This window comes from Pseudomonas sp. SLBN-26 (genome assembly GCF_006715895.1).
Lineage (GTDB): Bacteria > Pseudomonadota > Gammaproteobacteria > Pseudomonadales > Pseudomonadaceae > Metapseudomonas > Metapseudomonas otitidis.
Genome location: NZ_VFOB01000001.1, coordinates 589,403 through 615,605, shown reverse-complemented (window position 1 = coordinate 615,605; position 26,203 = coordinate 589,403). Strand labels below are relative to the sequence as shown.

The 26,203-nt window shown below is 68.8% G+C and carries 33 protein-coding genes; 22 read left to right on the top strand and 11 right to left on the bottom strand.

Going from position 1 to position 26,203, the window contains the following annotated elements:
• Positions 1–79 precede the first annotated feature (79 nt).
• The gene (locus tag FBY21_RS02945) at positions 80–532 is read left to right on the top strand and encodes a MarR family winged helix-turn-helix transcriptional regulator (RefSeq protein WP_044399831.1); all 453 of its coding nucleotides are present in this window, start codon (positions 80–82) and stop codon (positions 530–532) included.
• 64 nt (positions 533–596) lie between these two features.
• Here FBY21_RS02945 and efp read toward each other — a convergent pair whose 3' ends face one another.
• Together efp and earP are read right to left on the bottom strand one after the other, a co-directional pair.
• Positions 597–1,163 carry an elongation factor P gene (gene efp / locus FBY21_RS02940; protein WP_044399835.1) on the bottom strand — a complete coding sequence of 189 codons (567 nt, stop codon included), beginning with the start codon at positions 1,161–1,163 and terminating at the stop codon, positions 597–599.
• 43 nt (positions 1,164–1,206) lie between these two features.
• Positions 1,207–2,334 carry an elongation factor P maturation arginine rhamnosyltransferase EarP gene (gene earP, locus FBY21_RS02935; RefSeq protein WP_253543626.1) on the bottom strand — a complete coding sequence of 376 codons (1,128 nt, stop codon included), beginning with the start codon at positions 2,332–2,334 and terminating at the stop codon, positions 1,207–1,209.
• A gap of 118 nt (positions 2,335–2,452) precedes the next feature.
• Between earP and FBY21_RS02930 the strand changes: the two genes are divergently transcribed.
• The 6 genes from FBY21_RS02930 (at position 2,453) to FBY21_RS02905 (ending at position 6,931) form a co-directional block, all read left to right on the top strand.
• Positions 2,453–3,010 (top strand): hypothetical protein, encoded by a 558-nt coding sequence (locus tag FBY21_RS02930; protein ID WP_142008510.1) that lies wholly within the window; start codon positions 2,453–2,455, stop codon positions 3,008–3,010.
• 88 nt (positions 3,011–3,098) lie between these two features.
• Positions 3,099–3,665 (top strand): sigma-70 family RNA polymerase sigma factor, encoded by a 567-nt coding sequence (locus FBY21_RS02925; protein WP_142008508.1) that lies wholly within the window; start codon positions 3,099–3,101, stop codon positions 3,663–3,665.
• Positions 3,662–3,961, top strand: coding sequence for a hypothetical protein (locus tag FBY21_RS02920; protein ID WP_142008506.1), 300 nt, complete (start codon positions 3,662–3,664; stop codon positions 3,959–3,961). Before FBY21_RS02925 ends, FBY21_RS02920 begins: the two co-directional genes overlap by 4 nt.
• Entirely contained in the window at positions 3,958–4,395 is a 438-nt protein-coding gene (locus FBY21_RS02915; RefSeq protein ID WP_142008504.1) for a periplasmic heavy metal sensor, read from the top strand. The genes FBY21_RS02920 and FBY21_RS02915 overlap by 4 nt, the downstream gene beginning before the upstream one ends.
• Before the next feature lie 79 nt (positions 4,396–4,474).
• A complete protein-coding gene (locus FBY21_RS02910) occupies positions 4,475–5,248 on the top strand; it encodes a substrate-binding periplasmic protein (RefSeq protein ID WP_083422324.1) in 774 nt (257 codons plus the stop codon).
• 69 nt (positions 5,249–5,317) lie between these two features.
• Positions 5,318–6,931, top strand: a complete 1,614-nt coding sequence (locus FBY21_RS02905; protein ID WP_142008502.1) for an FMN-binding glutamate synthase family protein — start codon at positions 5,318–5,320, stop codon at positions 6,929–6,931.
• 7 nt (positions 6,932–6,938) lie between these two features.
• On the opposite strand, the gene FBY21_RS02900 is transcribed toward FBY21_RS02905, so the two are convergent.
• Positions 6,939–7,838, bottom strand: coding sequence for a hydrogen peroxide-inducible genes activator (locus tag FBY21_RS02900; RefSeq protein ID WP_142008500.1), 900 nt, complete (start codon positions 7,836–7,838; stop codon positions 6,939–6,941).
• A 253-nt stretch (positions 7,839–8,091) separates the two neighbouring features.
• Here FBY21_RS02900 and katB point away from each other — a divergent pair, with 253 nt between their 5' ends.
• The 15 genes from katB to FBY21_RS02825 all read left to right on the top strand — a co-directional run bounded on the left by katB (position 8,092) and on the right by FBY21_RS02825 (position 19,862).
• Complete coding sequence (gene katB, locus FBY21_RS02895; RefSeq protein ID WP_409563808.1) at positions 8,092–9,570, top strand: catalase KatB; 1,479 nt, start codon at positions 8,092–8,094, stop codon at positions 9,568–9,570.
• A gap of 46 nt (positions 9,571–9,616) precedes the next feature.
• Complete coding sequence (locus FBY21_RS02890) at positions 9,617–10,144, top strand: ankyrin repeat domain-containing protein (protein ID WP_044399859.1); 528 nt, start codon at positions 9,617–9,619, stop codon at positions 10,142–10,144.
• Positions 10,145–10,319: 175 nt separating this feature from the next.
• Positions 10,320–10,976 (top strand): YjfI family protein, encoded by a 657-nt coding sequence (locus FBY21_RS02885; RefSeq protein WP_074968008.1) that lies wholly within the window; start codon positions 10,320–10,322, stop codon positions 10,974–10,976.
• A gap of 26 nt (positions 10,977–11,002) precedes the next feature.
• Positions 11,003–11,707: a PspA/IM30 family protein gene (locus tag FBY21_RS02880; protein WP_142008496.1), complete on the top strand. Its 705-nt coding sequence runs from the start codon at positions 11,003–11,005 to the stop codon at positions 11,705–11,707.
• 63 nt (positions 11,708–11,770) lie between these two features.
• Positions 11,771–12,328, top strand: a complete 558-nt coding sequence (locus FBY21_RS02875) for a rhomboid family intramembrane serine protease (RefSeq protein WP_142008494.1) — start codon at positions 11,771–11,773, stop codon at positions 12,326–12,328.
• A 58-nt stretch (positions 12,329–12,386) separates the two neighbouring features.
• On the top strand, positions 12,387–13,412 hold the full coding sequence (locus tag FBY21_RS02870; protein WP_142008492.1) for an ion channel: 1,026 nt from the start codon (positions 12,387–12,389) through the stop codon (positions 13,410–13,412).
• Positions 13,409–14,071, top strand: coding sequence for a DUF2491 family protein (locus tag FBY21_RS02865; RefSeq protein WP_142008490.1), 663 nt, complete (start codon positions 13,409–13,411; stop codon positions 14,069–14,071). The genes FBY21_RS02870 and FBY21_RS02865 overlap by 4 nt, the downstream gene beginning before the upstream one ends.
• A gap of 16 nt (positions 14,072–14,087) precedes the next feature.
• On the top strand, positions 14,088–14,513 hold the full coding sequence (locus FBY21_RS02860; protein WP_044399877.1) for a DUF350 domain-containing protein: 426 nt from the start codon (positions 14,088–14,090) through the stop codon (positions 14,511–14,513).
• Positions 14,514–14,536: 23 nt separating this feature from the next.
• Complete coding sequence (locus tag FBY21_RS02855) at positions 14,537–15,268, top strand: DUF1190 domain-containing protein (RefSeq protein ID WP_044399880.1); 732 nt, start codon at positions 14,537–14,539, stop codon at positions 15,266–15,268.
• A 9-nt stretch (positions 15,269–15,277) separates the two neighbouring features.
• Positions 15,278–16,435, top strand: coding sequence for a glutathionylspermidine synthase family protein (locus FBY21_RS02850; RefSeq protein WP_044399883.1), 1,158 nt, complete (start codon positions 15,278–15,280; stop codon positions 16,433–16,435).
• Positions 16,436–16,606: 171 nt separating this feature from the next.
• Entirely contained in the window at positions 16,607–17,131 is a 525-nt protein-coding gene (locus FBY21_RS02845) for a DUF3833 domain-containing protein (RefSeq protein ID WP_044399887.1), read from the top strand.
• Positions 17,132–17,138: 7 nt separating this feature from the next.
• The gene (locus tag FBY21_RS02840; RefSeq protein WP_142008488.1) at positions 17,139–17,840 is read left to right on the top strand and encodes an SDR family NAD(P)-dependent oxidoreductase; all 702 of its coding nucleotides are present in this window, start codon (positions 17,139–17,141) and stop codon (positions 17,838–17,840) included.
• A 24-nt stretch (positions 17,841–17,864) separates the two neighbouring features.
• Positions 17,865–18,170 (top strand): DUF6482 family protein, encoded by a 306-nt coding sequence (locus tag FBY21_RS02835; RefSeq protein WP_044399893.1) that lies wholly within the window; start codon positions 17,865–17,867, stop codon positions 18,168–18,170.
• Positions 18,171–18,174: 4 nt separating this feature from the next.
• Positions 18,175–19,713, top strand: a complete 1,539-nt coding sequence (locus tag FBY21_RS02830) for a cryptochrome/photolyase family protein (protein ID WP_142008486.1) — start codon at positions 18,175–18,177, stop codon at positions 19,711–19,713.
• Positions 19,710–19,862: a DUF2256 domain-containing protein gene (locus FBY21_RS02825; protein ID WP_142008484.1), complete on the top strand. Its 153-nt coding sequence runs from the start codon at positions 19,710–19,712 to the stop codon at positions 19,860–19,862. Before FBY21_RS02830 ends, FBY21_RS02825 begins: the two co-directional genes overlap by 4 nt.
• Here the strand turns inward: FBY21_RS02825 and flgN are convergent.
• From flgN to FBY21_RS02785, 8 genes are all read right to left on the bottom strand, one after another.
• Positions 19,847–20,275 (bottom strand): flagellar export chaperone FlgN, encoded by a 429-nt coding sequence (gene flgN / locus FBY21_RS02820; protein WP_142008482.1) that lies wholly within the window; start codon positions 20,273–20,275, stop codon positions 19,847–19,849. The genes FBY21_RS02825 and flgN overlap by 16 nt on opposite strands.
• Positions 20,272–20,556: a flagellar biosynthesis anti-sigma factor FlgM gene (locus FBY21_RS02815; protein WP_142008480.1), complete on the bottom strand. Its 285-nt coding sequence runs from the start codon at positions 20,554–20,556 to the stop codon at positions 20,272–20,274. The genes flgN and FBY21_RS02815 overlap by 4 nt, the downstream gene beginning before the upstream one ends.
• Positions 20,557–20,701: 145 nt before the next feature.
• Positions 20,702–21,124, bottom strand: a complete 423-nt coding sequence (locus FBY21_RS02810) for a flagellar FliJ family protein (RefSeq protein ID WP_074967993.1) — start codon at positions 21,122–21,124, stop codon at positions 20,702–20,704.
• Positions 21,121–22,452, bottom strand: coding sequence for a flagellar protein export ATPase FliI (gene fliI / locus FBY21_RS02805; RefSeq protein WP_044400008.1), 1,332 nt, complete (start codon positions 22,450–22,452; stop codon positions 21,121–21,123). Before fliI ends, FBY21_RS02810 begins: the two co-directional genes overlap by 4 nt.
• A gap of 4 nt (positions 22,453–22,456) precedes the next feature.
• Positions 22,457–23,149, bottom strand: coding sequence for a flagellar assembly protein FliH (gene fliH, locus FBY21_RS02800; protein ID WP_142008478.1), 693 nt, complete (start codon positions 23,147–23,149; stop codon positions 22,457–22,459).
• A 7-nt stretch (positions 23,150–23,156) separates the two neighbouring features.
• Positions 23,157–24,215, bottom strand: a complete 1,059-nt coding sequence (locus FBY21_RS02795; protein WP_142008476.1) for a FliG C-terminal domain-containing protein — start codon at positions 24,213–24,215, stop codon at positions 23,157–23,159.
• Positions 24,190–25,851: a flagellar basal-body MS-ring/collar protein FliF gene (gene fliF, locus FBY21_RS02790; protein WP_142008474.1), complete on the bottom strand. Its 1,662-nt coding sequence runs from the start codon at positions 25,849–25,851 to the stop codon at positions 24,190–24,192. Before fliF ends, FBY21_RS02795 begins: the two co-directional genes overlap by 26 nt.
• 20 nt (positions 25,852–25,871) lie before the next feature.
• Complete coding sequence (locus FBY21_RS02785) at positions 25,872–26,201, bottom strand: flagellar hook-basal body complex protein FliE (protein ID WP_044399918.1); 330 nt, start codon at positions 26,199–26,201, stop codon at positions 25,872–25,874.
• Positions 26,202–26,203 lie beyond the last annotated feature (2 nt).

The following is a 26,203-nucleotide window of genomic DNA, read 5'->3' as shown; positions in this document are numbered from 1 at the left end:
CTGCAAACCGCCTGCACGCTGTTTTGCCCGCGAAAGGCTTGTGCGCTAAATTGCGCACTTGTCCAACCCGGAGGTGGCCATGAGCGAACCCATCGAGCCCTGCGAAGCCCTCAAGCTGGATAACCAGCTGTGTTTCGCCCTGTATTCCACCTCGCTGCTGATGACCAAGGTCTACAAGCCTCTGCTGCAGGAGCTGGGCCTCACCTACCCGCAGTACCTGGCCATGCTGGTGCTCTGGGAGGGCGACGGCATCACCGTCGGCGAAATCAGCGCCCGCCTGCTCACCGACCCCGGCTCCCTCACCCCGCTGCTCAAGCGCCTGGAGGCCGAAGGCCTGATCACCCGCACCCGCAGCAGCGCCGACGAGCGCGTGGTCGAACTGCGCCTGACCGACAAGGGCCGCGCCCTGCACCGGGAGGCCCAGCGCATCCCCGGCTGCATCCTCGCTGCCAGCGAAATGACCCTGGGCGACCTCGGCACATTGAAGGAGGAGCTCGTCGCCCTGCGCCAGAACCTGCAGAAGGCGCTCTGAGCGAAACGGCATAAACGAAAAAGCCCGGCAAATGCCGGGCTTTTCTGTCACACGCGGTTCAGGCTCACGCCTTGACGCGGGACTTGTACTCGCCGGTGCGGGTATCGATCTCGATGGAGTCACCGATTTCGCAGAAGGCGGAAACCTGCAGCTCAGCACCGTTGTGCAGGCGGGCAGTCTTCATCACCTTGCCGGAGGTGTCGCCACGGACGGACGGCTCGGTGTAGGCGATCTGGCGAACGATGGTGGTCGGCAGTTCAACGGAGATCACGCGATCGTTGTAGAAAACGGCTTCGCAAACGTCGGTCATGCCGTCTTCGATGAAGGTCATGACGCCTTCCAGGTCGGCTTTCTCGATCTCGTACTGGTTGAACTCGGTGTCCATGAACACGTACAGCGGGTCGGCGAAGTAGGAGTAGGTCACTTCCTTGCGTTCAAGGATGATCGGCTCCAGCTTGTCGTCGGCCTTGAACACGGTCTCGGTACCGGCGCCGGTCAGCAGGTTCTTCAGCTTCATCTTGACGACGGCGCTGTTACGGCCGGACTTGTTGAATTCGGCCTTTTGGATGACCCAGGGAGCGCCATTGATGTTGGCGACTTGGCCGGCGCGGAACTCTTGAGCGGTTTTCATACGAATATCCGATTTGGATGGGTGACTAAAAACAGGCCGCGTATCATATCCAATTTGTATAAAAATGCACCATCCCTGCGGCCAGGTCCTGCCGCGATCCCTGCAGACCGCACCAGCGCTGGGCCCAGACCTGCAGCTCAGCCTCGTGGCGAACCAGCGCACGCCACGCCTCGCCCATGTCGCCTCCCCGGTTCCAGGCCAGCCAGGCACCACGCAACGCTAGCGCCGCCTCGCTCGACAGCCCCTCGCCATACAGCGCCAGGAAGGCTTCCAGCTTCTCCAGGTGGGCGTCCTCCGCCTGCTGGTAGATGTGCCACAGCAGCGGACGCCCCGCCCACTGCGCCCGCACGAAGGAGTCCTCGCCGCGCACGGCGTTGAAGTCGCAGCACCACAGCAGGCGGTCATAGTCGTCCTGGGGCACGAAGGGCAGCACCACCAGCGACAGGTTGCCGCGCTGCAGCCGATCCCCCGCCACCAGCCCGTCCTGCCCCGCCCAGGCAGCCAGGTCACCGAGGATGCGCCCCTCCGGCACCAGCAGGCAGGTCGGCCGGGCGTCCTCGGCCAGTGCCTGCAGCCAGCTCGCCAGCGCCGGGTTCTCGTAGGCGAACAGCGAGACCAGCCGCGCACCGGCTTCGCGCACCACGCCCAGGGAAGCCAGGAAGGCGTCTTGTGCCACCCGGTCCGCCTGCCAGGCCTCGCGCCGCGTCAGCAGGTCGGCCTCGCGCAGCAGGCCGCCGGTGTCGGCACGGAACCCGGGGAAGAAGAAGAACTTGTTCAGCCCATTGGCCTGCAGCGAAGGCAGCCCGTGGCAGCCACCGACCCAGTCCTCGGCGCTCAGGTACTCCAGGTTCAACCACAACGGCGGACGCTCACGGGCCTGCATCGCCGCCACGTAGGCCGCCGGCAGCTCGCAGGCGAAGGCCTCGATCACCCCATCGGCCGGGGCCACCTCGGGCCACTCCCGGTGCCAGCGGCGCACCTCCACCCCGGCACAGACCTGCCGGTCTGCCTGGGGATCAGCCGCCGGGTGCAGGCGCTGGAAGGCCGCCGGCTCGTCCACCCACAGGCGCACCGCCAGCCCGTGCTCGGCCACCAGCTGCCGGGCCAGACGCCAGGTCACGCCGATGTCGCCGTAGTTGTCCACCACGCTGCAGAAGATGTCCCAGTTCACCGCACCACCCCGGCCTTGAAGAGGCGCGCAGTTTACTCCGGGGCCCACGCAAAAAAACGCAGGGGCCGTGCCCGGGCCGGCGTAACACCGGCAACCCCACCCTGAAACGAGGTTCAGCATGCACCCGTCTCCCCGCTCCGCCCTGCTTCCCCTGCTCTGCCTGGCCGTCGTCCTGGCCGGTGGTGTCGATGCCGGCGAGCGCCAGCGCGCCGGCGGCTTCAGCACCGGCCGAGGCCACAGCGGCACCTGGCAGACCCAGCGTAGCGGCACCCTGGCCGACGGCCTGACCCGCCAGCGCAGCGTCACCGGCGAGAACGGCCGCACCGCCAGCACCAGCAGCACCACCCGCTACGACGCCACCAGCGGCCAGCTCAGCCGCACCACCACGGGGACCGACGGGCGTTCGCGCAGCATCGAGGCCACCCGGCAGGACGGCCAGACCAGCGGGACCTGGAGCAACGCTGCCGGCAACAGCGGCACCTTCACCCAGCAGACCAGCCGCGCCGACGACGGCAGCCTCAGCCACCAGGTACAGGTCACCGGCGCCAACGGCGAGACGGCAGAGCGCTCCACCCGCTACAGTCTCGACCGCGACAGCGGCACCCTGAGCCGCAGCGTCACCGGCCCGCAGGGCAACACCCGCACCGGCAGCGTCACCCTCACCCCCAATCCCTGAAAGGTGCCCGGCATGCCCCTGCATTTCCGCTCCACGCGGGCCGAAGCGCCCGGCAGCCCCTGTTCCTGAGGCCAGGCGAACGCAACGGATGCCACTCGACGACGAACAGCTCATGGCCCAGGTGGCCGAGGGTGACGAGCGGGCCTTCTCGACGCTGGTGCAGCGGCACCTGCCGCGCGCCTATGCCATTGCCCGGCGCGTACTGCCGGAACATGCCGACGCCGAGGACGCCGCCCAGGAAGCCTTCACCCGCGTGTGGACCCACGCCTGCGATTGGCAACCCGGACGGGCACGCTTCACCACCTGGTTCCACAGCATCCTGGTGCACCAGTGCCTGGACCAGCTGCGGCGACGCAAGCGCCGTCCGGAGACCGACATCGACACCCTGCTGGATGAACTGCTCGACCCCGACACCCCGGCCGAACAGCAGCTGCAACAGGCCCGCGAGGCCGCCGAACTGCACCGGGTGGTCCAGCGCCTGCCGGACCGGCAACGCATGGCCGTGGTGCTCTGCTACTTCGAGGCGCACAGCAACCCCCAGGCGGCGGCCGCCATGGGCCTGCATGTGAAAGCGCTGGAGGGCCTGCTCGGCCGTGCCCGCGCCCAGCTCCGGCGCTGGCTGCCCAGCCGCCGCAACGAGGAGGAATCCCCATGAACCAAGACCCGGACCTGCGCCACCTGGCCGACCAGCCCGCGCCCCGCCCGGCGCCCGACCTGGCCGCGCGCATCGTCGCCCACGCCACCGCCCAGCCGCAGCGGCGGCCCTGGCACCTGCGCCTGCGTCGCGCCCTGGCGCACTGGCAACCCGGCTGGCAAGCGAGCCTCGCCAGCCTCGTGCTGTGCGGCCTGCTGGGCCTGCTCGGCGGCCACCTGGCCAGCCCACCGGCCGACGATGACCTGGCCCTCGCGGCCCAGGCCGTGGACCAACTGCTGTGGACGGACGAGCCATGAAACGAACCGGACTCCTTGCCACTGCCCTGCTGCTTTCCCTGGCGGCCAACGCCTTCCTGGTCGGCTGGCTGATCGCCCGCCCGGCCACGCCGGCCCTCGCCTTCGGCCTGCAGAGCCAGCCCATGCACCAGCTCATGGCCCGCGTGGAGGCCCTGCCCGACGCCCAGCGCAGCGAAGTCAGCGCCATCATCAGCACCCATGCGCCGGAGCTGCGCCGACTGGCCAGCACCAACCGCGACAACCGCCGGCAGCTGCTGAAGCAACTGGCCGCCGATCCCCTGGACCGCAGCGCCATCGAAAACGGCTTCGCCCGCCAGCGCCAGGCCACGGGCGAACTGCAGGCCGCCGCCCAGGCCATGCTGCTGGAGATCGCCGAACGGCTGCCTGCCGAGCAGCGCCACCAGTTGCTGGAGCGCCCGCTGCTGGCCCGCTAGGCCGGCTGGCAGACCCGTACGGCCTGTGCTTGGCTGAACGAGCGCCCCGCCCGGGGCGTATCCAGCCGAGGAAGCTTCGATGCGCCGTTCGCGGGTCCTGCTGTCCCTCTTCTGCGCCCTGCTGGCCGGCCCTGTACAGGCTGACGGCCAGATCCGCATCGCCATCGGCGAATGGCCACCCCTGATCAGCGCCGGCCAGCCCGGCTACGGGGTGATCCCCACCCTCATCAGCGAGGCCTTCGCCACCCAGGGCATCCGCGTCGACTATGGGTTCTTCCCCTGGAAGCGCGCCTTCGAGGAGGTCCGCCGGGGCCACTGGCAGGCCTCCGCCGTATGGGGGCACAGCCCCGAGCGCGACGCCTGCTGCAGCTACTCGCAACGGGTCTACAGCGATGAAGTGGTGCTGTTCTACAACCAGGCCCACCCGGTGGCCTGGAACGGCACCGCCGAGCAGATCGAGCGCCTGCGCGGCCTCACCATTGGCCTGCCGCTCGGCTCGGCGAAGACGCCGGTGCTGGAAACCGCCGAGCGCCGTGGCCTGCTGCGCTACGAGGTGAGCGGGGACGAGTTGCAGAACCTGCGCAAGCTCGCCGCCGGACGTATCGATGCCGTGGACATGGTCAAGGGCACCGGCCGCTGGCTCATCAGCACCCGCCTGACGCCCGAGGAAGGCGCACGGCTGGCCACCACGCCGGTCCTGCAACGCTGGGACTACTTCCTCCTGTTCGGTCCGGCACCGGGCGCCACCGAACTGAGGGCCGCGTTCGACCGGGGCCTGGCGCAACTGCGCGAAAACGGCCGCGAGGCCGCCCTGTGGCGGCAATTCGACGCCCGATCCCGTCCGCTTCCCTGAGCCGCTTCGGACCCGGCGCCGCTGCGTTCCGCTAAGCTGTGCCGCGCACTCTCCCCACAAGGAACCCGCATGAACCTGTCGCTTCTCAGCCGCTATGCGTTCTTCGCCTTCTGCGTGCTCTTCACCCTGGTCACCCTGCCCTTCATCCACCACGAGTGGCTCTGGCCGCTGACCCTGCTCACCGGCCTGCTCAGCCTGCTGGGCATCGTCGACCTGCTGCAGGACCGCCACGCCGTACGGCGCAACTACCCGATCCTGGGCAACATCCGCTACCTGGTGGAGGGCATCCGCCCGGAGATCCGCCAGTACCTGCTGGAGGGCGATGGCGAACAGCTGCCTTTCTCCCGCGCCCAGCGCTCGCTGGTCTACGCCCGCGCCAAGAACGAGGGCGCCGACAAGCCCTTCGGCACGCTGATCGACGTGTACCAGGCCGGCTTCGAGTTCATCGGCCACTCCATGCGCCCGGCGCCGCTGAGTGACCCGTCCAGCTTCCGCGTGGTGATCGGCGGCCCGCAGTGCAAGCACCCCTACTCCGCCTCGGTGTTCAACATCTCCGCCATGAGCTTCGGCTCCCTCAGCGCCAACGCCATCCGCGCGCTGAATCAGGGTGCCCGGCGCGGCAACTTCTACCACGACACCGGCGAGGGCAGCATCAGCCCCTACCACCGCGAACACGGCGGCGACCTGGTGTGGGAACTGGGCAGCGGCTACTTCGGCTGCCGCACCGCCACCGGCCAGTTCGACCCGGAGCGCTTCGCCGCCCAGGCTGCCAGCCCGCAGGTGCGGATGATCGAGATCAAGCTCAGCCAGGGCGCCAAGCCCGGCCACGGCGGCATCCTGCCCAAGCACAAGGTCACCGAGGAAATCGCCCTCACCCGCGGCGTGCCCATGGGCGAGGACTGCATCTCCCCCTCCCGCCACAGCGCCTTCTCCACCCCCATCGAGATGCTGCAGTTCATCGAGCGCCTGCGTGAGCTTTCCGGCGGCAAGCCGGTGGGCTTCAAGCTGTGCATCGGCCACCCCTGGGAGTTCATGGGCATCGCCAAGGCCATGCTGGAGACCGGCATCCTGCCGGACTTCATCGTCGTCGACGGCACCGAAGGCGGCACCGGCGCGGCGCCCCTGGAATTCACCGACCACATCGGCGTGCCGCTGCGCGAAGGGCTGCTGTTCGTGCACAACGTGCTGGTGGGGCTGAACCTGCGGGACAAGATCCGCCTGGGCGCCAGCGGCAAGATCGTCAGCGCCTTCGACATCGCCAGCGTGCTGGCCATCGGCGCCGACTGGGCCAACTCCGCACGGGGCTTCATGTTCGCCATCGGCTGCATCCAGAGCCAGAGCTGCCACACCAACAAATGCCCCACCGGCGTGGCCACCCAGGACCCGCTGCGCCAGCGCGCCCTGGTGGTGCCCGACAAGGCCGAGCGGGTCTTCAACTTCCACCGCAACACCCTCAAGGCCCTGGCCGAGATGCTCGCCGCCGCCGGCCTGGAGCACCCCTCCCAGCTCGAACCGCGCCACCTGGTGCGGCGCGTGTCCGACCGGGAGATCCGGCTGTTCTCCCAGCTCCACCTCTTCCTCAAGCCGGGCGACCTGCTGCGGGACGACCTCGAAGCCGACTTCTACGCCCGCATGTGGGCCATGGCCCGCGCCGACAGCTTCGAGGCGGCCTGCGGCTGGTGAGCCCGGCCTAGGTCGGGCGCACCGAACACAGCCTGACCGAATCGGCCAGCACATCGATGGCGCGCGGGCGAGAAAAGCTCGCGCGCCAGGCGATGGCCACCTGGCGGAACGGCGCCGGCGGAGCGAAGGGGCGGATCGCCAGGTTGCCCGTGGCATGGCCATCCAGCGCCGAATGCGGCAACACCGAAACCCCCAGCCCGGACGCCACCATGTGGCGAATGGTCTCCAGGGAGCTGGCCTCCAGGTGCGTGGCGCGGCCTCCCGCCTCGCGCTGGGCCGAGGGGCAGGTCTCCAGCACCCGGTCGCGGAAACAGTGCCCTTCCCCCAGCAGCAACAGCGGCTCATCGCTCAGATGGCGTGCCTCCACCCGGGGCGTGTCGGCCAGCGGGTGGTCGGCCGGCATCGCCACGTACAGGGCTTCGTCGTAGAGCACCTTGGTCAGCACGTCCGGCTCGCTGAAGGGCATGGCGACGATCAGCGCATCCAGCTCGCCGGCACGCAGGCGATCACGCAGCACGTGGGTGAAGTTCTCCTCGATGTACAACGGCATCTGCGGCGCCACGGTGTGCAGCTGCGGTACCAGGTGCGGGAACAGGTACGGGCCGATGGTGTAGATGGCGCCGATACGCAGCGGCGACCCCAACTGGTTGCGGCCGACGTGGGCCAGCTCCAGCACGCCATTGGCTTCCACCAGCACGCGTTGGGCACGCTCGACGATGCTGTGGCCGATGGGGGTGAGTTGCACCGCGCCCCGGGCGCGCTCGAACAGGGCGACCCCCAGGTCGTCCTCCAGCCGCTTGATGCCCACCGAGAGGGTGGACTGGCTGACGTGGCAGCGCTCGGCGGCGCGGCCGAAGTGTTGCGTATCGGCCAAGGCCACGGCGTAACGCAGTTCGGTCAAGGTCATAGGCTTCCCGGCTCGACGATGCCCCAGGGCATCGCGGTATGGCTCCAGTCAGTGAAGGCCGGGGTACTGTAGCGAGCGCGCGCGGGCTTCCCCGTTCATATTTCTTAATCGGGCGACTGCCCAAAATTCATTATTAACAGCGCCCTGATGTTCCTAAGGTCTGCCCGGCAGTAACCCGAACCAGAGACATCAGGAGACGAAAATGTCCATTCATAGCCGCAACGGCCTGGCCCTCGGCCTGGCATCGGCCTTCATGCTCAACCTCTCGACCGCGATGGCCGCCCCGCTGACCCGCGACAACGGCGCCCCCGTGGGTGACAACCAGAACTCGCAGACCGCCGGCCCCAACGGCTCCGTGCTGCTGCAGGACGTGCAACTGATCCAGAAGCTGCAGCGCTTCGACCGCGAGCGCATCCCCGAGCGCGTGGTGCATGCCCGGGGCACCGGCGCCCACGGTGAGTTCACCGCCACGGCGGACCTCGCCGACCTGACCGTCGCCAAGCTGTTCCGCAACGGCGAGCGCACCCCCGTGTTCGTACGCTTCTCCTCGGTGGTGCACGGCAACCACTCGCCGGAAACCCTGCGTGACCCGCGCGGCTTCGCCACCAAGTTCTACACCGCCGACGGCAACTGGGACCTGGTGGGCAACAACTTCCCCACCTTCTTCATCCGCGACGCCATCAAGTTCCCGGACATGGTCCACGCCTTCAAGCCGGACCCGCGCAGCAACCTGGACGATGACTCGCGCCGCTTCGACTTCTTCTCCCACCACCCCGAGGCCATCCGCACCCTGACCCTGCTCTACTCCAACGAGGGCACCCCGGCCGGCTACCGCTTCATGGACGGCAACGGCGTGCACGCCTACAAGCTGGTCAACGCCAAGGGCGAGGTCAGCTACGTGAAGTTCCACTGGAAGAGCCTGCAGGGCATCCGCAACCTCGACCCGAAGGAAGTGGAGGCCGTCCAGGGCAAGGACTACAGCCACATGACCAACGACCTGGTGAACGCCATCGCCAAGGGCGACTACCCGAAGTGGGACCTCTACGTGCAGGTGCTCAAGCCCGAGGACCTGGCGCGCTTCGAGTTCGACCCGCTGGACGCCACCAAGATCTGGCCTGACGTGCCGGAGCGCAAGGTCGGCCAGATGGTGCTGAACCGCAACGTCGACAACTTCTTCCAGGAGACCGAGCAGGTGGCCATGGCACCGTCCAACCTGGTACCCGGCATCGAGCCCTCCGAAGACCGCCTGCTGCAGGGCCGCGTGTTCGCCTACGCCGACACCCAGCTCTACCGCGTCGGCGCCAACGGCCTGTCGCTGCCGGTCAACCGCCCGAAGGTCCCGGTCAACAACGGCAACCAGGACGGCGCGATGAACGCCGGTCACAGCCTGAGTGGCGTGAACTACCAGCCGAGCCGCCTGGAACCGCGTGAAGAGACGACTGCCGCCCGCTACGTGGAAACCCCGCTGCAAGGCACCACCCAGCAGCGCCGCATCCAGCGCGAGCAGAACTTCAAGCAGGCCGGTGACCTGTACCGCTCCTACAGCCGCAAGGAGAAGCAGGACCTGGTGAACAGCTTCGGCCAGTCCCTGGCCGGCACCGACAGCGAGAGCAAGCACATCATGCTGTCCTTCCTCTACAAGGCCGATGCCGACTACGGCACCCGCGTCACCCAGGTGGCCGGTGGCGACCTGGCCAAGGTGAAGGCCCTGGCCGCGAAACTCTCCGACTGACCCAACCGCCGGCCCGCTTCATGCGGGCCGGCCCCTGGAGCCCGCGATGAAAGCCCTACTCTGCACCCTGCTGCTGGCCAGCAGCCTGGCGGTCGCCGCGCAACCGGACGAGGCCGCCATCAAGGCCCAGTTGGCCGACTACTTCTTCGAGGCCGCGCGCAACGGCCGCACCGACATGCTCGCCACCTTCATCGAGGCCGGCTACGACCTCGACACCCAGGACGCCAAGGGCTACAGCGCCCTGATCCTCGCGGCCTACCATGGCCACGCCGAAGCCGTGGACGCCCTGCTGGCCGCCGGCGCCAACCCCTGCCTGCAGGACCAACGCGGCAACACCGCCCTGATGGGCGCCATCTTCAAGGCCGAACTGGGCATCGCCCGGCGCCTGATGCAGGCCGACTGCCCCACCGACCAGCGCAACGCCGCCGGGCAGACCGCCGCCATGTACGCCGCCCTGTTCCAGCGCACCGAGCTGCTTGAAGCCCTGCGCCGCAAGGGCGCGGACCTGGACCTCAAGGACGCCATGGGCAACGACGCCCACAGCCTCGCCAGCGGCGAGATCCGCACCCGCTGAAGCCCCTCCCCCTCTGCAATGCCACGCGCCCGGCCCTGTGCCGGGCGTTTGCGCAGGGCCGTAAAAGCCGCAAAAAATACTTACATGAAAGATTCATAAAATCTTTCATGTAAGGAATTGCGCAACCGCTCGGACCGGCGTAATGTTCGCTCCGTTGCACTTGAGGAGGAGCGAAATGCCTCGCAAGAAGACCACGGACACCAGCGAACGGAAGGCCACTTCGCCCAAGGGCAAGACCTCCGCCGACTATGTCCGCGATATGAGGAACCGACTTCGCGATGCGGGTTTGGTGAAGCGCGAATTCTGGATCCTTCCCGAAAACGTGAACGCCCTTAAAGGCATCGAGAGAGCGTTACGGCAGCCCTTTCTGGGCGACCGAGTCAAACTGGAGGACTACATGACCGAGAACAGCAACTGGACCCTCAGCTCGCTTCACAGCGCACTGGCCGAACTGGAACTGGTGGCCGCGGGTGAAATCCTGCTGAGCGTCGCCGAGGGCGAGCAGGCCGGCCTGAAGCTGACCATGACCGAATACGGCGACCTGCCGATCTACCTGGCGGTGCAAGGCGACCACATCATGGTCGACGCCACCCTGGTACCGGTCAGCGACGTGAAGGATCCGCACTACTTCAACGCCCTGGTACTGCGTACCCGCGACCTGTTCCCGCTGTCCTCGGTCGGGGTCGAAGTGATCGACGGGCAGGAGGTGTACTCCATGTTCGGCGCCCTCAGCGCCGCCTCGTCGCTGACCGTCATCGTGCAGGAGGTCTTCACCCTGGCCGAGAACGTGATCCGCGCCGTCGAAGCCTTCGAAGACCACTTCAAGGCCTGACCGAATTCCCCCGTAGGAGAAGCCCCATGAGCATCTGGAAAAAAATCATCACCGCCGTACGTGGCGGTGCCTCGGAAGTCGGCGAAGCCATCGTCGACGCCAACGCCATCCGCATCCTCGAGCAGGAAATGCGTGATGCCGACAAGGCCGTGCTGCAGGCCCGCAACGGCCTGGTGGACATCAAGGCCAAGCAGAAGCTGTCCCAGCAGCGCCTGGAAAGCCTGGGCAACGACATCGCCAACTGGGAAGGCAAGGCCACCGCCGCGCTGAACAAGGGCGAAGAAGGCCTGGCCCTGGAGTGCGCCAACAAGATCGCCGAACTGGAAGCCCAGCGTGACCAGGAGAAGAACCAGGCCGAGCAGTTCGGCAAGCAGGCCGACATGCTGCACGCCCAGGTCAACAAGGCCGAAGGCCAGCTGAAGAGCCTGAAGCAGCAGATCGAGATGGCCAAGGCCCGCGAAGTGGTGCAACGCGCCCGCGTCGCCACCGCCGAAGCCACCGGCGGCGCCAACGGCAAGGTGGAGTCCGCCCTGGACAGCCTGAACCGCCTGCGCCAGCGCCAGGACGAGCAGGACGCCCGCCTGGCCGCCGCCGAGGAAATGCAGACCGCCGCCAACGGTGGCGACCTGGAGCGCCGCCTGCAGGAAGCCGGCATCGGCGCCCAGAGCGGCAGCGCCGCCGACGTGCTGGCCCGCCTGAAGGCCAAGCAGTCCTCGGACAGCGCCCAGTAACACCCCTGCGGGGCGGGCAACCGCCCGCCCCGCCCCCTTTCGCATGGAGTTCGGGACGCCACCATGGAGTCCGGCAAGCGCATCCGCGTCATCCTCGTCCTGGCGGCCCTCATGGTCGTCATCCAGATCGTCAATAGCGTCACCGGCGACAGTCTCGTACGCCATGGCATCATTCCCCGCAGCATTTACGGCCTGCAGGGTGTAATCTTCGCCCCGTTCCTGCACGGATCCTTCCGTCACCTGTTGAGCAATCTGGTTCCCTTCATCGTCCTCAGCTGGCTGGTCAGCACCGAAGGCCTGGGCCGCTACCTGCGCGTCGCGCTGCTGGTGACCCTGCTCGGCGGCGCCCTGGTGTGGGTGTTCGGGCGAACCAGCGTGCATGTCGGTGCCAGCGGGCTGATCTTCGGCCTCTGGACCTACCTGCTGGCACGGGCCTGGTTCCAGCGCAGCTTCGCCAGCCTGCTGGTGGCCCTGGCGGCCCTGGCCGGCTACAGCGGCCTGGTGTACGGGTTCATCCCGGTGCCGGGCGTGTCGGTGGAGTCCCACATCGCCGGTGCCGTCGCCGGTGTGCTGGTGGCCTGGCTGATGCACTCGAAGCGGCTGGACGTGCAAGGAAACTGAAACGGCGTGCCGGGATCATCACCCGGCCCCGAATGGACAGATTGTTGGAGTGGATGCCATGTCCTTGATGCTGCTGTTGCGTTACCACACCTCGGCCTTCTTCCAGCGCTTCGGCTGGGCCGGCATCGGCATGCTGCTGGCAGGCCACTACAGCCTGTCCTACCTGCTGTTGACCCTGGCCGGTGAAGAGCACCTGACCCAGGGCATCGACTTCACCTACTTCTACCTGACCACCGCCACCACCGTGGGCTACGGCGACCTCTCGCCGAAGACCGCGCCCGGCAAACTGGTCACCACCCTGTGGATCATGCTCGGCGGCATCGCCCTGCTGACCACCGTGATCGGCAAGGCATCCACCTCCGTCGGCGAACTCTGGAGAAAGAACATGAAGGGACTGGGCGATTACTCGACCCTCAAGGACCACACCGTGCTGATCGGCTGGGAAGGCGAAGCCAGCGAGCGCATCGTCGAGCTGCTCTACCAGGACGTGACCACCCGCGATGACAACCTGGTGATCTGCGACGCCCTGATCGAAGAGAACCCGCTGCCCGGCCGCGCCTCCTTCGTCCGTGGCGACTCCCTCGACACCCCCGCCCTGCTGCGCCGCGCCGGGGTCGAAGGGGCCGAGCGCATCCTGGTGCACACCCGTTCCGACAGCCTGACCCTGGCCATCGTCCTCACCCTCAAGGCCATCGGCACCTCCGGCCACGTGGTCGCCCACTTCAACGACTCCGAGCGCGCCGCCCTCGCCCGCCGCTATGCGCCTGATCTGGAGTGCACCTCCAACATGGCCATCGAGATGCTGGTGCGCGCCTCCCAGGACCCGGGCTCCAGCGCCGTGGTCACCGAGCTGCTGTGTGTCGGCGAAGGCGCCACCCAGTACCGCCACGTGCTGCCGGCCAGCCTGCGCACCACCTGCGGCGAGCTGTACATCCGCCTGCGCCAGGAGCACGGCGCCACGCTGATCGGCTACCGCGCGCCGGGCGCCACCCAGTTCGCCATCAATCCCGCCAACGAGCTGAACGTCGAAGGCGGCGAGATCTTCTACATCGCCACTGACCGCCTGCAAGGAGACGCCCTGTGAGCACCCTCAAGCGCTGGCTCGGCCTGGAGCCGCCCCTGCCCAGCAACACCGGCACCCGCCACGTCAGCGACAGCCAGCCCCTGGGCCTGGCCGCCGGTCGCATGCTGTGCCTGGACCGCTCCCTGAAGGCCCTGCTGGACGGCCAGACCGGGGTCGAGATCCCCGGCGACGAAAAGGTCTGGGCCGTCGGCACCCTGGAACTGGGCCAGTCCACCCGCATCAAACGCTTCTACCTGGACGACGAGGACTACTTCCTCCAGGTGCTGATGAACGGCCCGGACGACAGCGACATCGAGTCCATCATCCTCTTCGGCTACCACCAGGTGACGGCCATCAACAGCCGCGACGAGCTGATGCGCCTGGCCGGCCCCAACGCCCGCATCGGCATGCCGCTGTACGAGCTGGAAGGTGAGGAATACATCCGCCAGTGGGGCAGCGAGGACGGCCAGACCGAACTGGTGCCCCTGCGCGAGTTCGTCGTCAGCCCCGAAGCCAGCTATGGCATCGAGCACCACAGCATGCTCTATGCCCGCGAGATCGGCTTGCTCAACCGGAGGGAGTTCCTGCTCTTCTCGGTGGAGGAAGACGAAGACGGCGTCATCAGCCTCACCACCGCGGTGGGCGTGACGCTGCAGATCACCGACATCAACGTTCTCTGACCAAGGAAGACCCCACATGCTCGACGCCCTGCGCATGTCCCTCAACGCCCCGGCCGTACTCGGCTTCGCCGTGTACATCCTGGTGGCGGCCGCCCTGTTCGCGCTGTTCCAGTTCGTCTACACGCGCATCACCCCGCACAAGGAATTCGCCCTGATCCGCGAAGGCAACAGCGCTGCCGCCGTCGCTCTGGGTGGCTCCCTGGTGGGCTTCGCCCTGCCGGCCAGCAACATCATCGCCTACAGCGTCAGCGTCCTGGACTTCGTGGTCTGGGTGGTGATCGCCGCCATCGTCCAGCTGCTGGCCTTCTTCGTCGCCAGCCTGGTGCTCAAGGACCTGCCGGGGCGCATCGCCCGTGGCGAGCACGCCGCTGCCATCTACTCCGCCTCGGTGGCCATCAGCATCGGCTTCCTCAACTCCGCCTGCATGACCCCCTCGACCTGAGACGGCGACGCGAGGACACCCCGATGAGAAAGCGCAACTCCGTACAGCTGGTCCTGGCCGGCGCCCTGCCGCTGGCCATCGCCGGCTGCAGCAAGCCCCAGGACACGGTCCAGGTCACCGCCACCAAGACCTTCAAGAACGTGCAGGCCTGCGTCGCCGACAAGTTCCCCGTGGACGTCTGCTCCGATGCCTACATGACCGCCATGGCCGACCACCGCGCCATCGCCCCCACCTACGACAGCAAGGACGCCTGCGACGCCGACTTCGTGCCCGGCTACTGCCAGGCCACCTCGGACGGCAAGTTCATGCCGCGCCTGGCCGGCTTCGAGCTGTCCATGACCAACCAGGTCAGCCGCGACACCTACGAGCAGGCCCAGCAGCAGGTGGTGCAGAGCACCGGCCACAGCGACAACAGCCTGCTCACCGGCCTGCTGATCGGCCACATGATGGGCAACAGCGGCAACCACTACTACTCCCAGCCGATCTACCAGTACCGCGACACCCGGGGTGGCTACTCCACCTCGACGCTGTCCCGGCAGATCGAGCAGGGCAAGACCTTCAGCCGCTCCACCCAGGCCCGCAGCAGCCCCTCCTCCACCTACACCCAGCAGACCCTGGGCAAGAGTCTGAGCAGCAAGACCGGCAGCACCAGCTCGGCGGTGGGCTCCACCATCTCCCGTGGCGGCTTCGGCAGCGAAGCCAACGCACGCGGTGGCTGGGGCGGCAAGACCGGCGGTTTCGGCTTCGGCGGCTAAGGACAGGCCATGCACAAGATCAGCATCGAAGAACGCCCCGACTGGCGTGAGCGCGTAGAGCGCGAAGGCTTCGCCTTCCACACCATCGACGGCGAGCGTTACTGGGACGAAAGCGGCTACTACCGCTTCACCCGCGAACAGGTCACCCAGGACATCGAGCAGCCCACCCGTGAGCTGCACCAGATGTGCCTGGACGTGGTCGAGCGCGTGGTGGAGAGCGAGGAACTGCTCAGCGGCCTGGCGATCCCGCCGGCGTTCTTCGATCTGGTCCGCACCTCCTGGAAGGAAGGCCACCCGCACCTCTACGGGCGCATGGACTTCAGCTACGACGGGCGCGGCCCGGCCAAGCTGCTGGAGATCAACGCCGACACCCCCACCTCCCTGCTGGAGTGCGCCTCGGTGCAACTGCTCTGGCTGGAGGACCAGATCCGCCGCGGCGCCCTGCCCGCCGAGGCCGACCAGTTCAACACCCTGGCCGAAGACCTGATCCGCGCCTTCGACACCTTCGCCAAGGACACCCCCTTCTACTTCTCCGCCATCGCCGGCTCGGTGGAAGACCGGGGCACCACCGACTTCCTCGGGCGCATGGCCGGGCTGGCGGGCATCGACGCCCGGCACATCGACATCGAAGACATCGGCCTCACCGCCGAAGGCCGCTTCGTCGACCTGCAGGGCAATTGGATTCCCCGGCTGTTCAAGTTGCACGCCTGGGAGCACATCTTCCGCGAGCCCTTCGGCGAAGCCGTGCCACGCTGCGACACCCAGTTCGTCGAGCCCGCGTGGAAATCCATCATCAGCAACAAAGGCATCCTCCCGCTGCTGTGGAAGTTCAACGAGGGCCACCCCAACCTGCTGCCCAGCCACCTCGACGCCGACCCGCGCGCGCCGGTACCCAAGGGTTGGGTGCGCAAGCCGTTCTTCTCCCGCGAAGGCGCCAACATCGAGATCCGCACCGAAGGCGACGAACGCATCGCCGAAGACGGCCCCTACACCGACGCGCCCTACATCCTCCAGCAGTTCGCCCCGCTGCCGAAGTTCGGCGACAGCTACACCCTGATCGGCTCCTGGGTCATCGGCGACACCGCCTCGGGCATGGGCATCCGCGAGGACGACAGCCTGATCACCAAGGACACCAGCCGCTTCCTGCCCCACGTCGTCCTCGACTGACCCGCACCGCACCCACCGCTCCGCCCCCTCTCCCTCACCCGATCCCCACCGGCTGCCCACCTCGGGCAGCCGGCTGTCCCGTGCCGCCCAAAATCCTATACAAACACTCGACAAATACAGCTTTTCTTGTACATTCACTCCATCCATGTACAACTTTTTACGGAGCCCACCATGAAATCGCGATTGGCCTTGCTCTTCTGCCTGCTGCTCAGCGCCTGCAGCCAGGTGGAAGTGGGCGACTACAAGGACGAGAACCCCACCCTGGACCTGCGCCGCTACTTCGTCGGCGGGGTGGACGCCTGGGGCATGTTCCAGGACCGCTCCGGCAAGGTGATCAAGCGTTTCCACGTCGACATCCAGGGTCGCGAGGAAGCCGGCCGGCTGATCCTCGACGAACGCTTCACCTACAGCGACGGCACCCGCCAGCAGCGGGTCTGGACCCTGCGCCCCGATGGCCCCAACCGCTGGCGCGGCACCGCCCCGGACGTGGTCGGCGTGGCCGAGGGCGAAGTCGCCGGCAACGCCTTGCGCTGGCGCTACGTGCTGGAGCTGCCGGTGGACGGCACCACCTACCACGTCAACTTCGACGACTGGATGTACCTGCTGGACGACCGCACCCTGGCCAACCGCTCCTTCATGACCAAGTTCGGCGTCGAGCTGGGCCAGGTCACCCTGTTCTTCCGCAAGCGGGACTGAACCCACCATGACCCTGCCCAGCTTCCCCGACGGCTACCGCGCCCTGGTGATCGGCGCCAGCGGCGGCATCGGCGGCGCCCTGCTCGACGCCCTGGCCGCCGACCCGCGCTGCGGCCTCGCCCTGGGCCTGGGCCGCACCAGCACGCCCCGGCTGGACCTCACCGACGAGGCCAGCATCGAAGCCGCCGCCCGCACCGTGGAGGCCCTCGGGCCGTTCCAGGTGATCATCAATGCCGCCGGGCTGCTGCACACCGAGCAGTTCATGCCCGAGAAGAAACTGGGCGACCTGAACCACGCCCAACTGCTAGCCACCTTCCAGGCCAACACCTTCGGCCCCGCCCTGGTGCTGCGCCATTTCAGCGGCCTGCTGGACCGCCGCCGCAGCGTCCTCGCGCTGCTCTCGGCCAAGGTCGGCAGCATCGGCGACAACCGCCTCGGCGGCTGGTACAGCTACCGCGCCTCCAAGGCCGCCCTGAACATGCTGGTGAAGACAGCCGCCATCGAACTCGCCCGCCGGCAGCCGGCCAGCGTGGTCCTGGCGCTGCATCCCGGCACCGTGAACACCCGCCTCTCGCAGCCCTTCCGGGGCGGGGAGACGGGCCGCCCGCCGGCCGATGCCGCGGAGCAGCTGCTGGCGGTCATCGACCGCACCGGCCCCGAGGCCAGCGGCGGCTTCTACGCCTACACCGGCGAGCCCCTGCCCTGGTGAACCACCCCACGAGAGGAACGTGCCATGAACCTGCAGCAGCTGTTCAACCTCGCCCAGTCCCAGCAGCTCAACAGCCTCGAACTGATCGCCCTGGAAGGCGGTAACTACGTTCTCCACGCCATCACCCCACAGCGCTGCGAGCCGGTGCTCGACGAACAGGGCAAGGTGCTCCACCTGCGCTCCATGACCCAGGCCCGCGACGTGCTCCAGGGCATCACCCCGGTGCCCTTCCACCTCGTGCAGCAGGTGGTGCAGGACGAAGCCTGCGGCCTCGGCGGCGGCCCGCAGGAGCCGATGCGCCTGCCGATCTCCCTGCAATCGGCCTGGTAACGCCATGCCCGTACGCCGCCTGGCGCTGGTCCTCGGCGACCAGCTGAGCTTCGACCTCGCCGCCCTGCGCGCCCTCGACCCCGCGCAGGACGCGGTGCTGATGGCCGAAGTGCAGGAAGAGACCCGCTACGTGCCGCACCACCCGCAGAAGATCGTGCTGATCCTCAGCGCCATGCGGCACTTCGCCGAGGCCCTGCGCCAACGCGGCTTCACCGTGCACTACGTGCAGCTCGACGACCCCGCCAACAGCGGCAGCCTGCCCGGCGAGCTCAGCCGCTGGGCCATGCAGCTGCAGGCGCGGGAAGTGCACCTCACCGAATGCGGCGAGTGGCGCCTGGAGCAGGCCCTGCGCGCCGTCGACCTGCCCCAGGTGTGGCACGAGGACGACCGCTTCCTCTGCAGCCGCGCCACCTTCGCCGGCTGGGCCGAAGGCCGCAAGCAACTGCGCATGGAGCTGTTCTACCGGCTGATGCGCAAGCGCACCGGGCTGCTCATGGAGCCCGACGGCAACACCCCGCTGGGCGGAGCCTGGAACTTCGACGCCGAGAACCGCAAGGCCCTGCCCAAGGGCGTCAAGGCCCCGCTGCCGGCACGCTTCCCGCCGGACGCCACCACCACGGCGGTGATCGACCTGGTGCGCCAGCGCTTCAGCGACCACTACGGCCAGGTGGAGGGCTTCGACTACTCCGTCACCCACGCCGAGGCCGAGCGCCTCTGGCAGTGCTTCCTCGACCAGGGCCTGGCCGCCTTCGGCGACTACCAGGACGCCATGGCCGAAGGCGAGCCCTTCCTCTTCCACGCGCGCATCAGCGCCGCGCTGAACATCGGCCTGCTGGACCTGCGCCGCCTCTGCGACGACGTGGAAAGCGCCTACCGGCGCGGCGACGTTCCGCTGAACGCCGCCGAAGGTTTCATCCGCCAGCTCATCGGCTGGCGCGAGTACGTGCGCGGCATCTACTGGCTGCAGATGCCCGACTACGCCCAGCGCAACGCCTTCGGCAACCGGCGTCCGCTGCCCGATTTCTACTGGACCGCCGACACCCGCATGAACTGCATGCGCCAGGCCATCGGCCAGACCCTGGAGCATGCCTACGCCCACCACATCCAGCGGCTGATGGTCACCGGCAACTTCGCCCTGCTGGCCGGGATCGCCCCGCCGGCCATCTGCGACTGGTACCTGGCGGTCTACATGGACGCCTTCGACTGGGTCGAGCTGCCCAACACCCTGGGCATGGTCATGCACGCCGACGGCGGCTACCTGGGCTCCAAGCCGTATTGCGCCAGCGGCCAGTACATCAAGCGCATGTCCGACTACTGCGGCAGCTGCCACTACAAGGTCAGCGAGAGCACCAGCGAGCGGGCCTGCCCGTTCAACGCCCTGTACTGGCACTTCCTCATGCGCCACCGCGACCGCCTGCGCGGCAACCACCGCCTGGGCATGATCTACCGCAGCCTGGAGCGCATGGACGAGGCCAAGCAGGACGCCCTCTGGGCCCGGGGCGAAGCCCTGCTGGCCCGGCTCGACGCCGGGGAGGCGCTGTGAAGAAGGCCCACCTGCCGCAGAAGACCTGCGCCGCCTGCGGCCTGCCCTTCGCCTGGCGGCGCAAATGGGCGCGCTGCTGGGACGAAGTGCGCTACTGCTCCGAGCGCTGCCGCCGGCAGCGCCGCCCCGCGCCTCAGGCCGGCGTGTAGAGCGACGGCTCCAGCCACCGGTCCATCAGCTCGCATTGCGCGGCCAGCAGGCGCCCGTTGCGTTCGTTGAGGCGGCGGCACTGCTGCAGCATCTCCCCCAGCTCCCCCCAGACCATCCGCAGGGCATTCGCGCGCTCCGCCGGGTAGCAGGCCAGCAGGCGCGCCATGCCGCCGCGCCCTTCGGCCAGGCGGTTGGCTCGCAGCACCCGGGCACGTCGTTGCGCGCGCTCGGCCATGGCATCCACCGCCTGCTGGATGTAGCCGTTGAGCGCGTCCACCTGGCCCTGGTTGTGTCGTCCCAGGGCCGCATGCAGCGCCTCCAGGTGCTCCAGCAGCGCCGGCATGGCGCGGTGGTCGGCGAGCAGGTCCGCCTCCAGGGTGGCCAGCACCTGCTGGCGCTTCGCCGCGCTCACCCCTCCTGGCCCCGGTGGTGGCCGAGCATGGCCCGGGCCAGGGTATCGGGCCGGGTGTCCAGGCCCTTCTCCCGCAGCAGCTCACGCAGCGCCAGCACCCGGTCGAGGTCGATCTCCGGCAGGTCCCGCAGGGCCTCCTGCAGCGCCTCCAGCGGCATCGACGCCTCCCGGGCACGCAGGCTCGCCACGCCTGCCGGCACCGAGGACGGCTCCCGATCATGACGGGACGTCGCCTCCAGCGGTGTCACAGGGGCTGCGGGCAGGGTTCGGTTGATTTCCATGGGGCCTCCAGTGGGGCAAACGGGTTCCCTCCCACTGGGCGACCCGCATCGCCCCCCGCTTAAACGCCGCCGTGAATCACGCGCACGGCGTAGCCCGGGCTTCAGCCCGGGACAGGGTATGCGCACCGCCAGACAGACGGCCCCGTCAATACCGGCCGCGCAGCCAGCTCTGCGTGGCCATGGCGTCCTGCTGGCGTTGTTCCTGGCGGGCCTGCAGCTGGTGCCACTGAGCCAGCTGGTCATCCCGCACATGGGCCAGGCGCAGCTCGTCGAAGCGCGCCTGCTGCAGCTCGGCCTGCAGCCGCTCCCGCATCTGTTCGAAGGTGGCCAGTTCACGGCGCTGCCAGGCCAGGGCCCGGTGCAGGGTGAGCTTGTAACGCTGGGCGTTGTCGCGCTCCAGGGGCGAGGCACCGCCGCTGGACGCGGCCGCCAGTTGCTCCAGGGCCTGGATGTTGGCCCGGCAGCGCTGGCACAGGTCGGCCTGGTGGGCCAGCCGTGCCTGCACGTCGCGGACCTTGCCGGCCCGCAACAGGGCCAGACGGTCGAGGGATTCGATGCGCTGCTTCATAGGCCTCCCAGTAGGTGCAACAGGTTGTCCAGGGTGGTTTCCAGTTCGGCCGCTTCATGGGTGTCCTGGCGCAGGTAGGCCTCCAGGCTGGGCGCCAGCTGCACCGCCCGGTCGGTGCGCGGGTCCTGCCCCGGGGTGTAACCGCCCAGGGGGATCAGCTCGCGGATGCGCTCGTACACCGCGCGCAGCTCCTTGAACTGCCGCGCCGCGCCCTGGTGGCGGGCACTGGTGACCTGGGCCATGCAGCGGCTGACCGAGGCGGCGACGTCGATGGCCGGGTAGTGGCCCATGTCCGCCAGCCGCCGCGACAGCACGATGTGCCCGTCGAGGATCGCCCGGGCGCAGTCCGCCACCGGGTCCTGCTGGTCGTCGCCCTCGGCCAGCACGGTGTAGATGGCACTCAGGCTGCCCTGCCCGTGCGCGCCGTTGCCGGCGCTCTCCACCAGCTCCGGCAGCAGGGCGAACACCGACGGCGGGTAGCCCTTGGTGGCCGGCGGCTCGCCCAGGGCCAGGGCGATCTCCCGCTGGGCCATGGCGTAGCGGGTCAGCGAATCCACCAGCAGCAGCACGTCGTGGCCCTGGTCGCGGAAGTAGCCCGCCACCGTGTGGCAGAGCTCGGTGGCCTTCAGGCGCATCAGCGGCGATTCGCTGGCCGGCGCCACCACCACCACCGCCCGCCGCAGGCCCTCGGGCCCCAGGGCGTGGAGGATGAATTCCTGCACCTCGCGGCCACGCTCGCCGATCAGCCCGACCACCACCACCTCGGCCTTGGTCTGGCGGGTGATCATCCCCAGCAGCACGCTCTTGCCCACCCCGCTGCCGGCGAACAGCCCCACCCGCTGGCCCTTGCCCAGGGTCAGCAGGCCGTTGATGGCCCGCACGCCCACGTCCAGCGGCTCGGTCACCGGTCGGCGCAGCAGCGGGTTGACGCTGGGCAGGCCCAGCGGCAGCGGGTCACGCCCGGCCAGCCGCCCGCGCCCGTCGATGGGCTCGCCAAGGCCGTTGACCACCCGCCCCAGCCAGCTGTCATCGATGCCCACGCGCTGGCCGTCACGCACCGGGAAAACCCGCGAGCCGGCCATCAGCCCCTCGGGCTTCTTGAACGGCATCAGGTAGGTGATGTCGCGGTCGAAGCCCACCACCTGGGCCTCCAGCCCGCGTCCGTCGGCGGTCTCCACCCGGCAGCGCTGTCCGGTCATGCGGCGGCAGCCGAGGCTCTCCAGCAGCATGCCGGAGACCCGCACCAGACGGCCGCTGACGGTGGCCAGCTGAACCCCGTCCAGGGAGCGCAATGCCTGGTCCAGGTCGAATCGTTCATCCAGTCCCATCACCTCAATGCTCCTTGATCAGGTGGTCGGAAAGCGTCTCCAGGCAGGCCTCCAGGCGCTGCTGGCAACCGATGTCCGCCTCGGCCTGGGCGGTGACCAGGCGGCACTCGCCCTGCCCCAGGCACTCGTCCGGCACCAGGCGCCAGGCAGCGGTGCGCTCGGGAGCCAGGTCCCGCAGCCGCGCGCACTCCTCGGGGTTGAGGCGCAGCTCCACCTCCCCCAGGTCCCCCGGCAGCCCGGCCAGGGCCTCGTCCGCCAGGCTCAGCAACTGCATGGGGCTCAACGTCAGCTCGCAGCGGATCACCTGCTGCGCTACCTTGCGCACCAGCTCCAGCAACTCCTCGCGACGCCGCCGCTCCAGGTCGCGGTTGAGCGTGCGGTGCGCCTCGATCAACTGCTGCAGGGGCGCGCTGGCCTCCTCGAAGCGCTGCTGCGCCGCCACCCGGATCTCCTCCCGGGCCTGGCGCCGCCCCTCCGCCAGGCCCTGTGCCACGCCTTCGGCATGGCCGGCCGCGCGCCCCTGCTCGCAGCCCTCCTGGTAACCCTGCTCCACGGCCGCCTGGTAGCCGTTGGACAGGCCCGCCTGACCACCCAGCCCGGCCTCCCGTTCGCCGATGACCCCGGCCAGACGACTGCGCGGCGGGAAGCGATAAGGCCGCCATCCCGCACTGTCTCCCTTGATGACTCGGCTGTTCATGGATCACTCACTCCACGGTTTCTTCGCGGAACAGCTGGATCTGCAGCTCACCGGCAGCGGCCATTTCCCGCACCACGCCCATGATCTGCTTGCGCACCTGCTCCACACGGCTCAGCGGTACCGGGCCCTGGCGCCGGCTGATGGATTCCATCTGCTGCGCCTGGCGCTTGGGCAGCGCGCCCTGCACCGCCTTGACCAGTTCGGCCTCGGCGCCCTTGAGCGCCACCACCCAATCCTCCAGCGGGATGCTCTCCATCAGCGTCTGCAGCACCGCCGGGTTCTGCCGGGAGAGGATGAAGAAGTCGTACATCTCGTCCTCGATGCGGCTCACCAGGGACTCGCTGCGGGCCCGCAGCAGCTCGAACATCTGCCCGCGATCGCCCTTGAAGCGGTTCATGATGTCGGCGGCCTGCTTGACCCCGCGCACCTGGGACCCCTGGGTGCCGAGCACCGCCAGGCTGCGCTCGATCAGCGCCTCCAGTTCGGCGATGACGTCGGCGTTGATCTCGGTGAGGTTGGCGATGCGCAGCAGCAGGTCGTCCTGGCGCTCGGCCGGCATCGACTCCAGCACGTCGGTGGCCATGGACGGCGGCAGGAAGGCGAGGAACACCGCCTGCATCTGCGCGTGCTCCTTGGCGATCAGTGCCGCGAACTGGCGCGGGTCGAGCCACTCCAGGCGGGCCATCTTGGCGCGGATCTCCTCGCCGTAGATGCTGTCCAGCAGGCTGCGGGTGATGTCCCCGCCCAGTGCCTTGCCGAGCATGCCGGACAGGTACTGGCGGGAGGCGCCCTTGATGCTGCTCTGCTCGCGGTAGTCGTCGAAGAAGCGCCCGATCACCCCCGACACCATGGGTTGCTTGACGTTGGAGAGCCGCGCCATGGCCTGGCTGAGGGCGACGATCTCTTCCCGGCCGAACTGCCGCAGCACGCTGGCCGACATGTCGTCGCCCATGCTCAGCAGAAGAATCGCCGCCTGTTCCAGGGAACTCATGGCGCGCCCCGGGGGCACGCGCTTGCGTACCGCCTGGGTCGCGCCTTCTTCAGGCGGAGTCGTTGTCTCGTTCATGACGACCTATCCAATGCTTGATGACTTCCGAAACCCGTTCCGGGTCGTTCCTGGCCAGGAGCTGCAAGTGCTCCACCTGCATCTCCAGGCCCGAGCCGGGCGCCGGCAGGCGCACCTCGGCCAAAGGGTTGGCTTCGCCGAACACCCCCCCGCCCAGGGCCTGGCCCGGTCCACGGCCGGGCAATAACCCCTGCTCCCCTGCCGGCAAGCCGTCCGCCAGGGCCGCTGGCGGTGCGTCCTGGCGACGGCGCAGCCCGGCCAGGGCCGGCCGCAGCACCAGGAACAGCAACAGCAAGGCGAGTACCACCACCACGCCGAAGCGGGCGTATTCGTAGAGCTGCGGGCTCTCCCACCAGGCCACCTCCGGCTCCTCGGGCGTCTTGAGGGCCACGAAGGGCATCACGCTGAGGATCAGCTGGTCGCCGCGCTCGGCGTCGAAGCCCACCGCACCGCGCAAGGTTTCTTCCAGCTCCTTGCGCGCGGCCTCGCTCCAGCCGCCCTCCGGCGCGGCGGCGGCGTTGAGCACCACCGCCACGCTCTGCCGGCGCAACTGGAACGAGGGGTGGCGCACGTGGGTGATGCGCTGGTCCAGCTCGTGCTGGCGGGTGCTCTCGCTGCGGGTGCTGGTGGAGGCCGGGTTGTCCGCTGGCGGCGGGGTGCCGGCGGCCGGCGTCTGCCCGGCCGGTGGGGCGGGCTTGGCGGGTGGCGGGCGGTTGCTCAGGGAGCCCGGTACACCCAGGGCCAGCTGGTCCAGGGTGTTTTCGCTGCGCACCACCTCGTTGCGCAGGCGCGGGGTGTCGCCGTAGGCCTGGATGGTCTCCTCCTTCTGGCTGAAGTCGAAGTCGGGGCTGACGCTGACCCGGTAGTTGCCGGCCCCCAGCACCGGGGCCAGCACCGCATCGAGGTTGGCCAGCGCCTGCTGGCGGTAGCCCTCGGCCACCTGGCTGTCCTGCAGCGCGCCGTTGACCACGCCCTGGCGCGACAGCAGCACGCCGTTCTGCTCCACCACGCTGACCGCCTCGGGGGCCAGCTGCGGCACGCTGGCCGCCACCAGGTTGACGATGGCCGCCACCTGCTCCGGGGCCAGGCGCTGGCCGGCGGCCATGCGCAGCATCACCGAGGCCTTGGCCGGCTCACGGCGGCCGATGACGAAGGAATGGCTGGGCTCCTGGGCCAGGTGCACACGCACCTGCTCGACGCCCTTGAGCTCGGCGATGGTGCGCGCCAGCTCGCCTTCGAGGCTGCGGCGCAGGCGCACGTCCTGGACGAACTGGCTGCTGCCCAGGGGCTCCTCGCGGTCGAACAGCTCATAGCCCGGGGGCACCGCCACCTGCACGCCCTTGGCCGAGAGCAGCAGGCGGGTCGCGGCCAGGTCAGACTCACGCACCAGCACCTGGCCGGTCTGCGGGTGCAGGCGGTAATCCACCCCTTCGCCGTCGAGCACCTGCAGCACGTCGGCGGCGGGAAACGCCTCGTGGGTGCCGTACAGCGCCCGGTAGCCGACGCTGTCGCGCCACAGCCAGTAGACGACCATTGCCGCCAGCAGCGCGGCAGCGGCAGCCAGGCCGGCCATGCCCAGGCGGGGGTCGAGTCGCAGGCCACCGGCGGGCAACCTGTCGCGAATGTTGTCGAGCACGCTAGAACTCCCAGTCCGGATCACACCGGCATGCGGATGATGTCGTCGAAGGCGGTGGCCAGCTTGTTGCGCACCTGAAGCAGCGCGCTGAAGGACACGCTGGCCCGCTGGCTCTGCAACATGGCGCCCACCAGGTCGGTGCTGCGCCCGCTGTCCACCGCCGCCATGGCCTGGCCGGCGGCGTGCTGCTGGGCGTCCACTGCGCGCAGGGCGGCGGCGAAGCTGTCCGCCGGGCCGGGGGGCAGCCCCTCGGGCAAGGGACTGGCAGGCAACACCCCGCCGCGGCTGGCCTCGGCCAGGGTGTGCTGGAGGTCCAGCAGGTGCTGCTGGACGCTGGCGATGCTGGGCATGG